Source organism: Pseudobythopirellula maris, assembly GCF_007859945.1.
In the GTDB taxonomy this organism is placed as follows: domain Bacteria; phylum Planctomycetota; class Planctomycetia; order Pirellulales; family Lacipirellulaceae; genus Pseudobythopirellula; species Pseudobythopirellula maris.
Genome location: NZ_SJPQ01000003.1, coordinates 622,257 through 632,255, shown reverse-complemented (window position 1 = coordinate 632,255; position 9,999 = coordinate 622,257). Strand labels below are relative to the sequence as shown.

The window sequence follows — 9,999 nt, the reverse complement described above, 5'->3', positions numbered from 1 at the left end:
ACAACGCGTCGTTGTCGGCGAACGAGGCCCGGGCGCGGTCGCTGTGGTAACCGATCTGGGTCCACATGCCGAAGTCCCAAGGCGAGCAGCTGCTGAGCAGCTCGTCACGCAGACGGAACGGCTCGCCCAGGCAGCACTCGCCCAGCAGCGAGCAGCTCGAGCCGCAACCGCACGGGTCGCAGCAGCCGTCGCCGCAGCAACCGTCGTCGCATCCGCACGACGGATCGGCGCAACACGACGGGTCGGCACAGCAGGAGGGCTCGTCGCAGCAGCAGCTGGGCTCTTCGCAACAAGCGAGTTGATAGTTAAAGGCCGTTTGGATCTCCGACTGGGCCAGCACAGGGCTGACTCCCAGGGCGATCAGGGCCACGCCCATCGTCCATTTCAAAGTTTTCACCTTCAGACTCCTTCTGGGGATACTCGCGGCCGTGTACGTGGAATGCTCGCGAACGGGAACTTGCGTGTTCAGTCGAGGCGTCAACCGGCGAACGCGCCGGCTCACAGAGCTGTCAGCTCCGGCCTCGCAATTCGTATCGACCCTTGCCCCGCGGAGAGCACAAGGCCTTCAAGCCCAGAAACGAGAAAACCGGGGCAGTTTGAGCAGAATGCGTCAAACTGTGACGGCTGGCGAGAGGCGTCCGGCTGGCCAGCCCCGCGCCGAACCGTTGGCTCACGGCAAGCCGCGACCAAGGCCGAGAACGGAGGGGCCGCAAAGTCATCGCAGCCCGCGTATCACTCCGGCTCCGCGACGCGGACCACACGCCAGGGGCTGGTGGGGCCGTTGACCAGCGAGGCGCGGGCAAAAAAGATCGCGAACTCGGTTTCGCCGCCGGCCTCGGCGGGGAGACCGACCCGGCACAACGCGCGGAGGCCAAGCTCACGCGAGCTGAATTTTTGCACGGGATCAAACTTCACCAACTCAGCCTCGGCCGTCTCGGCGGCGCCCAGCAGCTTGGCGACGATCGGATTCGCAAGGAATAGATCGAGTTCCGACGAGGAAGCGGGCGCGGCATGCTCCTCGGAATCGTGGTCGTGCGCGGCGTGGTCGTGTTCCGAGTGATCGTGCCCTTCGTGATCGTGCCCCGCGTGCTCATCGTGCGTAGCCGGCGGCGAGGGTGTTTGGCCTGAGGAGTAAGTCAGCGCCAGCGCCCCCGCGGCGTCGCCCCGTGAGAGGGCATCGAGGAACCGCTCTGCGGCGGCGTGCGCTGCGGCGGTGTGGGTGCGGTGCTCCACGACACGGCTGGCGACCTCGGTCGAACCGATCAGGGCGGCGATCGCCACGCCGGCGAGCGCCAGAGTACGCCCGGCTAGCAACGCCGGGTTGGCGTCGATCCTGCGCACGGCCATCCAAGAGACGGCCACCGCCACCCACGGCGCATAGGCGAGCGAGGGGACCACCAACGCCAAGGCAGAGAACAGCGCGAGCAGCAGCCCGGCCACTGCCATCAGGCTGAGCGGGCGGTACGACTCCTGGTCGTCGATTCCTTCGGTCGCGTGCTGCTCGGTCATGCTCATTCCGTGCGTCGTCCGATCGAGTCGCCTCTTCGGGCTACCTGCGTTTAACGATCGAGTCGGTGATCTTCCCAAACTTGTCGCGGTGTTGGGCGTAGCTGCTGGCGTAGAGCGACGCGGAGAATCCCTCGCCACCCAAAACCGCCGGTGAGAGGGCGGCCTCGGTTAGCGCGAGCCAGGCGGCGTCGGGGGTCGTTATCGGCGAGACCTTGGCCATGTTGGCCTCGGCCTCCTTACGGGTTAAGCCGTAATCGAGTTTATCGCCGAAGTAATCGCGCGCCAGTGGGGCCGTGTGCAAAGTGGCGAGCGTGAAACCTGCCAGCAACCAGCCGGTGAGCACTCCCACCGCGATGCCGCCGAACTGGTCCAGCGGCTTGGGCTCGAACGCGACCTTCACCCTTGAGAGCTGCTGTGTGAGGGTCTTCAGCAGGGTGACCGTCACCGCGTAAACAAGCCACAGCACGAGGATGTCCAGCAGGTAGGTGTAGCTGCCGTCGGTCCGCTCGTCGAGCATCACGGTGAGCGGCTGGTGCAGCCCGAAGGCTGTCAGCCCGGAGAGCACCACGCAGAACAGCAGCAACAGGTTGTTCCACAGCCCCTCGGCCACGGTCATAGCGACCGTCACGAAGAGCACGATGCCGAAGATAACGAAGTACACCATGGTGGATCGACGGGAGCGAGGCGGGGGTGGGTGTGGTGACGCGTGGTTAGCGGCGGGCGGTTGGCGACGGGCAACCTGTCTTAGAGCTTCAGCACACGGGACAATTCGGCGAGCGAGGTCGAGCCCTTCGCCACGAGCAACACGCCTTCTTCCTGCAAGGTTCGCATGCCGGCCGCCCGCGACGCCTTGCGGAGCGCGTCGACCTTGGGTTGCTTGAGCAAGACTTGGCGAACCTGGTCGTCGAGCAGCAGCACCTCGAAGAGACCCGTGCGGCCGTGGTAGCCGATGCCCTGGCACTTCTTGCAGGGCTTGTCGACCTCTTCGGGCTTGGGCGGGTTGTAGAGCGTCTCGACCTTGCCGGCCGGGATGCCGAGCTTGCGCAGCAGTTCGGGCGAAGGCTCGTAGCCCACCTTGCACTCGTCGCAGAGGGTGCGGATCAGCCGGGTGTTGATCGAGGCGATCGCCGACTGAGCGAGTTCCTTGTGGGGCGCCTTCTTCTGCAGCAGCCGCAGAAGGGCCTCGGGCGCCTCTTTCGCGTAGGTCGTTGTGACCACCAGCTTGCCATCGAGCGATTCGCCCAGGAGCGCCTTGGCCGATTCGGCGTCGACGAAGTCGCGGCAAACGTAAACGTTCGGGTACTTGCGGATGAGCCGCGGCATCAGCGTGGCGGGGGTCTCGCCGGCCGCCGGGTTGTAGCGGCACGGCTCGATGTTCTCGAACTCGCGGTCCTCGGCGCCTTGCGGCTCGATCATGACAAAGTCACGCATCAGCCGGTCGGTCTCGAGCAGCGCGATGTCGGTGAGCGTGGTGAGGCCGCCGTCGGGCATCGCCGAAAAAACGACCAAACCGGCGTCGCTCGCCATGATGTCGATCACCTGGTCACGCAGCTTCTCACGCATGCCGAGCTGCTCGTAAGTGGCGAGCGGCTTCTTCGCGCCGGTGAGCGAGACCACGACCCGCTCGCCGCTCTTGGCGCCCTGACTCTTGATTTTGACCGTGTACTTCTGGCCTTGGAAATCGGCGCCGAACTCGCCCGACTGCTTCTTGCGGCGCTCGGTCGGGTTGAGGTTCGCCAGCTGCTTCATGACGGCCAGCATGATGTCGCCCATCTCGCGGTCGCGCGGCTCGCCATCGACCCACACGCCGTCGATGTAATAACGCATCCCCACGGCCTCGGCGCCATAGTCGAGCACCGCTCGGTCGCCGCGGCGGGTCGCGATGTCGGCGACGAGCTCTTTGACGTGCACGAAACCGGGCGACTGGCGGGCCGTCAGCAAGTTGGCGTCGTTGGTCCGCGTGTCGGGGCCGCCGCGGGCCTTGAGGTCCACCGGGGGGCCCTTCTCGTAGTCGGCCATCTTCTCGGCGCCCATGTTCAGGCCGACCTTCTTGCCGAGCATGGCGAGCTGGAAGCGGAACCAACCGGGCGTGAAGACCCGCTCGTGCCGCTCGACCTGCTTGTTGCGGAACACGCTGTAGGCGATCAGCGGCGCGAGCCAAGCCAGGGTGTAGATCGAGAACCCCGCCGCGAACGCGGGCAGGATCAGCAGCAGCAACGAGCCGATGGCGAACGGGCCCACCGCGGCGGCGTTCCACACGCCGTGGTTCAGGTCGTAGGCCTGCGCGTCGCGGTTGATCCAGTCGGCCGAGCGTACCCAGGCGCCGAACACCATCACCACCACCAGCAGCTTCAACCAGCTGACGGCGGGCGCTGTGCGGCGGCGGATCGAGTGCTCGTCGTTCCACTTGTCCTTGTCGACGACAGCGGCCGCGGCCGCTGCTTCGCCCTCATCCTCGCCCTCGTCGGCGGGGGGCTCTTCGGCCTGATCCGCTTGGCGGTTGTTGTTTTGTTGCGGGTTGTCGTCCCCACGGATCATCTCGTTGCGGGCGCTGTTGACCGCCCCCAACTCGCTGAGCGTGCCCTGGGCGAACGCGGGCCCGGCCAGCAACGCCAGCAGGGCGAGGGAGGCGACGAGTTGGATGATTCTATGCTGCATCAAACCATACCGCCTTGGGCCACGTTGATTCCCTTGAGAGCCATCTTGAGCGCCTCGCGGTTGGGGGCGACTTCCATGGCGATCTCGCGGTCGATCAGCTCCTGGTCCACCAGCGATTTGAGGCTCTGGGTGAAGTCCTGCATGCCGTCCTCGGCGCCGATGCGGATCGCGTCGCCCAGCTTCGAGTCGTCCTCCTCGAGGATCAGTTTGCGGATCAGCGGGGTGAAGGTCATGATCTCGACGGTGGGCACCCGGCTCACCTCCGGCTTGATGCTCTTGAGCAGCTTCTGGGCGATAATCCCCTTCATGTTGAAGGCGATCGCGCTGCGGAGCGCCGGGTGCATGTCTTGGGGGAAGAGGTCCAAGATACGGCCGATCGTCGACGCCGCGCTCGAGGCGTGGATCGTTCCGAACACCAAGTGGCCCGTCTCGGCGGCGTGGATGGCCGTCATGAAGGTCTCTTTGTCACGCATCTCGCCGACCAGGATGATGTCCGGGTCCTGACGCACGGCGTGCTTCATGCCGACCTCGAAGTCGACCACGTCGAAGCCGACCTCCCGCTGGTTGATCAGGCACTTGTCTTCGGTGAAGACAAACTCGATCGGGTCCTCAAGCGTGAGCAGGTGCTTGCGGTAGTTGTGGTTGATCCAGTTGAGCATCGAGCCGATCGTCGTGCTCTTGCCCGAGCCCGTGACGCCGGCCAGCAGGATCATGCCCTGGTCGTAGGTGCAGAGGTTCTGGACCGAGGGCGGCAGGTTGAGCCCCTCGAAGTCGGGGATCCACGAGTTGACGCGCCGGGCGACCAGGCCCATGTGGCCCAACTGCTGGAACAGGTTCACCCGGAACCGCCACTCCGTGCCGTCCACCGGCAGGGTGTGGGCGAAGTCGGCGCCGCCGTCGTGCTCGAAGATCTTGCGGCTGCGGTCGTTCATCAACGGATATAGGAGACGCACCATCTCCTCGTCGTCGACCGGCCCGCGGTTCATCGGCCGCAGCGTGCCGCCGACGCGCACCATGGGCGGGTTGCCGACCTTCATGTGGAGGTCGCTCGCCTCGAGTTTAACGCACGCCCGGAAGAGTTTGTTGACCTCCAGGTCGGTAGGGTTGGGCATCAACCCGCTTTTGACCGGGTCGGGGACCGAGGACATGGCTGGGGGTCTCCTCTGTGTTCCACGCGTCGGGCGGCGTCCGGCGGCCGCGCGATTCGGTTCGCCGGGCGCAAGGAACGCCTGCGACGGCTCTGTTTCGAGGGGGCCGATGCGGCGGCGGGCCGCGTCGGGGCTTGGCGCCGAGGGTCCAGCCCGGGGGCTCCAGGGCCCCCGCCGGCGGGGGCTCGGCAATCCCTTATCTTACACACGATTGGCCGCAACGTGGAACGCCCCCCTTTTTTCTCCGGCCCGCTACGCCAAGCCGTTGCTAGGCCGCGGCCAGCGGCCTGCGATCAGCCGAAGGGCCGGCGGGCGCAAGACCCCCGGAGGCAGATCTTCATGAGCCAGGCCCCTCGGAGCCAACCCCAGAGAGCCATGGCCCTTAGGGCAACCGGTTTTGTGGGGCCTCTCCGGGGGCTTACACCCGCCGGCTCGCCTTAGCCGGCCGCCGGCATACGGACGGGCACGCCGCGCTCGGCCATGATCCGCTTGGTCTCGGCGATCGAGAACTCGCCGAAGTGGAAGATGCTGGCCGCCAGGGCAGCGTCGGCCTTGCCCTTGAGGATGGCGTCGGCCAGGTGCTCGGGATGGCCGGCGCCGCCGCTCGCCACAACGGGCACGCCCACGGCCGTGCTCACCGCCGCGGTGACCTCCAGGTCGTAGCCGTCCTTCGTGCCGTCGCAGTCCATGCTGGTGAGCACAATCTCGCCGGCGCCGAGCCGCTCGACCTCCTGCGCCCAGGCCACGGCCTCCAGCCCGGTGGGCGTGCGGCCGCCGCTGATGAACACCTCCAAAGCTTCCCGCGTCGAGCCGTCTTCCGCGGTCCATTGCACTCGCTTCGGGTCGATGTTGACCACCGTGGCGCAGGCGCCAAACGCGCGGCTCACTTGGGTGATGAGCTCCGGCGTGCGGACCGCCGCCGAATTGATGCTCACCTTCTCAGCGCCGGCCTGGATCAACTGGCGGGCGTCCTCGAGCGTGCGGATGCCGCCCCCCACGGTGAACGGCATGAACACCTCCTCGGCGGTGCGGCGCACCACGTCGAGCATGATGTCGCGGCCCTCGTGGCTGGCCGTGATGTCGAGGAACACCAACTCGTCGGCCCCCTCGGCCTCGTAGCGCTTGGCCACCTCGACCGGGTCGCCGGCGTCGCGGAGGTTGACGAAGTTCGTCCCCTTGACCACGCGGCCGAGGTGAACGTCGAGACAGGGAATCACACGGGCTGCGAGCATGACACCAGAATAGTCACAAGCAACGATCTGCTGTAGGGACCGCCCTCTGTGACGGCCCGAGCCCCGGCGGCGGGGCGTGTACCACCGCGGGAGGGCGTTCGCCGCAGGATGCTGTGTCCCCGCCACCCGCCGAATGACGCCGCGGGGACCATGAGAAGAGCCCCGGCGAAGGCTCGCCGGGGCTCGATATGACGTTCCTATTTTATCTTGCCGCAAGCTCGATCAAGCCTTTACGCGGGGGCGGGCGACCAAGCCGAGACCGGCAATCGCCACCAGAGCGATCAAAGTCGGCTCCGGCACCGGCACGAGGGTCAGGCCGCGGATCAAGTCGCCGCTGCCGATCGTTCCTTGCGAGGTAGCGAGGCCCGACGTCAGATCGACCGTGTAGAGCTGCGAGTTCGGGCCGGTCTGGATGGCGGCGAACGCCGTACCGGTGGCGCCGGAAATGTCGAAGCCGAGTTCGTTCGTGATCGAGCCGACGATCCCGAGCGAGCCGACCGTCTCCAGCGTGCCCGCGTTATTGGCCACCGTGGTCAGCACGCCGAGCGAGGCGTCGATGCCGTACTGCTGGGTGCCGGGCGCCGCGGCGATGTTGGTGTCGTAGGCGATGCCGGCGATGTTGGGGTCGACGCCTTCGTTGCTGTCGCCCGTGGCGTAGAACACGTCGGTCTTGGGGCCGCCGAGGTACTCGCCGGTGAAGCCACTGATCACCCGGTTGTCGTCGGTGTCGGTGATAATGCGGGCGAACTCTCCGCTGGCCAAGGCCGGGTTGAAGTCAAAGCCGTAGCTGATCCCTTCGAAGGCGGGATCGAGGGGGCCCGACACCTGCGTCACGCTGAACAGCGAGTCCGACGCCGAGTCGTCGATCCGATAAACATTGCTCTGATTGCCAAGCAGCAGCACTTCGCGGCTCAATGGCTGGTAGTCGATCGCCACGAGTGTCTCGTTGGCGGCCAAGCCGGTCACGGGACCGCCACCGACCGAGGTGCTTGGGTTGTCGGTGTCGAACACGAGGATGCCGTTCTGGGTGGTCAAGCCAAAGGCGCGTTCGGCTTGAGCTTGCCCGGCGCTAGCCAGCAGCAAGGCTGCGCACGCGGCGCTAACTCGTAGATGCTTCATCATAGCTTTCTCCTTAGGTGGTGACTCGACGGAAGGAGCCGTCGAGAGATCGTGTCGGGATGAGGTCCCGGGTGATTGAGTTGCAGGGCTATCGCAAACGACGGGCCACGCGCCGTGCGGTTGTCGGCACACCACGTCGCCAGCTCAAGAAATACGACCAGCACCCAAGAGCGGATGGGTCGAAGCGCAGAGAAACGCAAAAAAGAATCGCGGCCGGGCGGCCACGCCAATTAAACCGCCGCGCTAAGCGCGCGCCGCTTCGCGCCGACACTCCGGCAGGCTTTCCAGAAACAGCCGCCCGTAAGGCTTGGTCTCCAGCCGAGGGTCGAGGCACACAACCGTGCCGTGGTCGCTCTTGCTGCGGATCAGACGGCCGAAGCCTTGCTTGAACTTGAGCACCGCCTCGGGCAACTGGTAGTCGCGGAACGGGTTGCCGCCCGACGCGCGGATCGCTTCGAGGCGGGCCTCCAAGAGCGGCCGGTCGGGGACGCTGAACGGCAGCTTGGCGATCACCACCAGCTTCAGCGCGTCGCCCGGCACGTCGACGCCTTGCCAGAAGCTGTCGGCCCCGAAGAGCACGCTGCGTGGGTTCGCCTTGAACTCTTCGACCATCTGCGTGCGCGGCATGCCGTCGGCCTGGCTCAAGAGGCGCAGGTTCCACTCGGCGAGCCACGGCGTGAGCATCGACGCGGTGCGGCGCATCATCTCGTAGCTGGTGAACAGCACGAACGCGTGCCCGTCGCTCTCCGCCAGGAAGTGCTTGAGCCGGGCGACGCAGGCGTGCTCGTAGGCGTCGCGTTGCGAGCTGGGGTCGGGCATGTCGCGCAGCGTGATGAGCCGTGCCTGCTCGGCGTAGTTGAACGGGCTTCCCAGTCGCACCGAGTCGCACTGCGTCAGGCCGATCCGCGACTGGAAGAAGTCGAAGCCGTGGTCCTTGGCGCCGCTGGGGGCGACCGGCCCGCTGGAGTCGCGGCCGATGGCGAGCGTCGCGCTGGTGAGCACCACGGTGGAGACTTGGTCGAAGAGCCCTTCGCGCAAACCGGGGCCGACGTCGAGCGGCGCCGCGCCCAGGTCGACGCGCGGCGCGCCGCGGCGGCTCCACTGGTGGTCGAGCCAGTAGACGCAGCCGTCGTCCGACTGCGTGCGCCACGCCTCGATCTCGCCCGCCAGCCCGACCAGCCGGTCGTGGGCCGCCAGGTAGTCTTGCCGTTCGACATCGTTGTCGAACCCGTCGCCGACGCGTTTCACTTTGCGGGCGAGCACTTGCAGCTCGGCCGAGAGGCCGGGGCCGGCGACGTTGGCCTGGTCGACCCGGCCGTTCTTCGGCCCGTGTTGCACGCCCCACTCCCACAGGTCGGAGAAGAACTCGTCGCTGGCGGCGCGGGTGCGGTCGACCTGCTGCATCGCGTCGTGGAACTTGCCCGCGACGAGCAGGCCCTTCTGCGTGCGGTCGTTGTAGAGCTTGTTGAGCTGGTACTCGACCGCGCCCGACGTGACACGCAGCCCCAGGTGGTCGCCGGCGATCCCCTCGGCGGTGTGCGCCTCGTCGAGGATCACCGTGTCGTAGTCGGGCAGCAGGCTCACGCCGCGGCGCCGCAGGGCGATGTCGCTGAACAACAGCGCGTGGTTCACCACCAGCACCTGGGCGTGCTGCATGCGGCGGCGGGCGGCGTAGTAAAAACACTTGCTGTGCGTGGGGCAGCGGCGGCCCAAGCAGTTGCCCGAGTCGCTGGCCACCTCGTCCCAGACCCGCCGGTCGGGCCGCTTGGGCAGGTCGGCGATCGAGCCGTCGTGCGTTTCTTTGGACCAAGCGGCCAGCTCACGCAACTCGGCGAGTTGCTCGTCGCGGTCGAACAGGGCGCCCGCGCGGTTGAGCGCGGCGTTCATGCGTCGCAGGCTCACGTAGTTGCCGCGGCCCTTCACCAAGACGGCCGAGAACTCGCGCGGGATCACCGCGTTCAGGAGCGGCAGGTCCTTCTGCATGAGCTGCTCTTGCAGCGCGATCGTGTGCGTCGAGACGACCACACGCTTGGGGCCCGCCTTCTTGCCGTCGGCGGGCTTACCGCTGTCGGTGGGCTTGGCCGCCTCGGCCTCGGTGGCGGCCAAGATGGCCGGCACGAGGTAGGCAAAGCTCTTGCCGACGCCGGTGCCCGCTTCGGCCACAAGGTGCCGCTTGTTGCGGATCGCGTTGGCGACCGCCTCGGCCATCGCCAACTGCTGCGGGCGGTCTTCGTAGGCGTCGAGCCGCCGCGCGATCGAGCCCTCGGGGCCCAGGATGTCGGCGACGGTGAGCGGTTGGTTGTCGTCCATGAAAGTCGGAACCGCCAAGACGC

Annotated in this window: 7 protein-coding genes and 1 pseudogene; all 8 read right to left on the bottom strand. The window is 66.9% G+C overall.

The genetic code is table 11. From position 1 onward, the window contains the following. Window positions 1-397, bottom strand: a pseudogene (locus Mal64_RS19925) (hypothetical protein); the annotation flags it as partial. A 335-nt stretch (window positions 398-732) separates the two neighbouring features. Further along, window positions 733-1,509 (bottom strand): hypothetical protein, encoded by a 777-nt coding sequence (locus Mal64_RS19920; protein WP_197525803.1) that lies wholly within the window; start codon window positions 1,507-1,509, stop codon window positions 733-735. 40 nt (window positions 1,510-1,549) lie between these two features. Further along, window positions 1,550-2,173, bottom strand: coding sequence for a CvpA family protein (locus tag Mal64_RS15270; protein WP_146401787.1), 624 nt, complete (start codon window positions 2,171-2,173; stop codon window positions 1,550-1,552). Between the two features lie 80 nt (window positions 2,174-2,253). Beyond that, window positions 2,254-4,167, bottom strand: coding sequence for an ATPase, T2SS/T4P/T4SS family (locus tag Mal64_RS15265; protein WP_146401785.1), 1,914 nt, complete (start codon window positions 4,165-4,167; stop codon window positions 2,254-2,256). Further along, window positions 4,167-5,315 carry a type IV pilus twitching motility protein PilT gene (locus Mal64_RS15260; RefSeq protein WP_146401783.1) on the bottom strand — a complete coding sequence of 383 codons (1,149 nt, stop codon included), beginning with the start codon at window positions 5,313-5,315 and terminating at the stop codon, window positions 4,167-4,169. Before Mal64_RS15260 ends, Mal64_RS15265 begins: the two co-directional genes overlap by 1 nt. 437 nt (window positions 5,316-5,752) lie before the next feature. Next, window positions 5,753-6,547, bottom strand: coding sequence for an imidazole glycerol phosphate synthase subunit HisF (gene hisF / locus Mal64_RS15255; RefSeq protein WP_146401781.1), 795 nt, complete (start codon window positions 6,545-6,547; stop codon window positions 5,753-5,755). 222 nt (window positions 6,548-6,769) lie between these two features. Next, window positions 6,770-7,666: a DUF4394 domain-containing protein gene (locus Mal64_RS15250; protein WP_197525802.1), complete on the bottom strand. Its 897-nt coding sequence runs from the start codon at window positions 7,664-7,666 to the stop codon at window positions 6,770-6,772. Window positions 7,667-7,909: 243 nt separating this feature from the next. Next, a complete protein-coding gene (locus Mal64_RS15245) occupies window positions 7,910-9,976 on the bottom strand; it encodes an ATP-dependent DNA helicase (protein ID WP_146401777.1) in 2,067 nt (688 codons plus the stop codon). Window positions 9,977-9,999 lie beyond the last annotated feature (23 nt).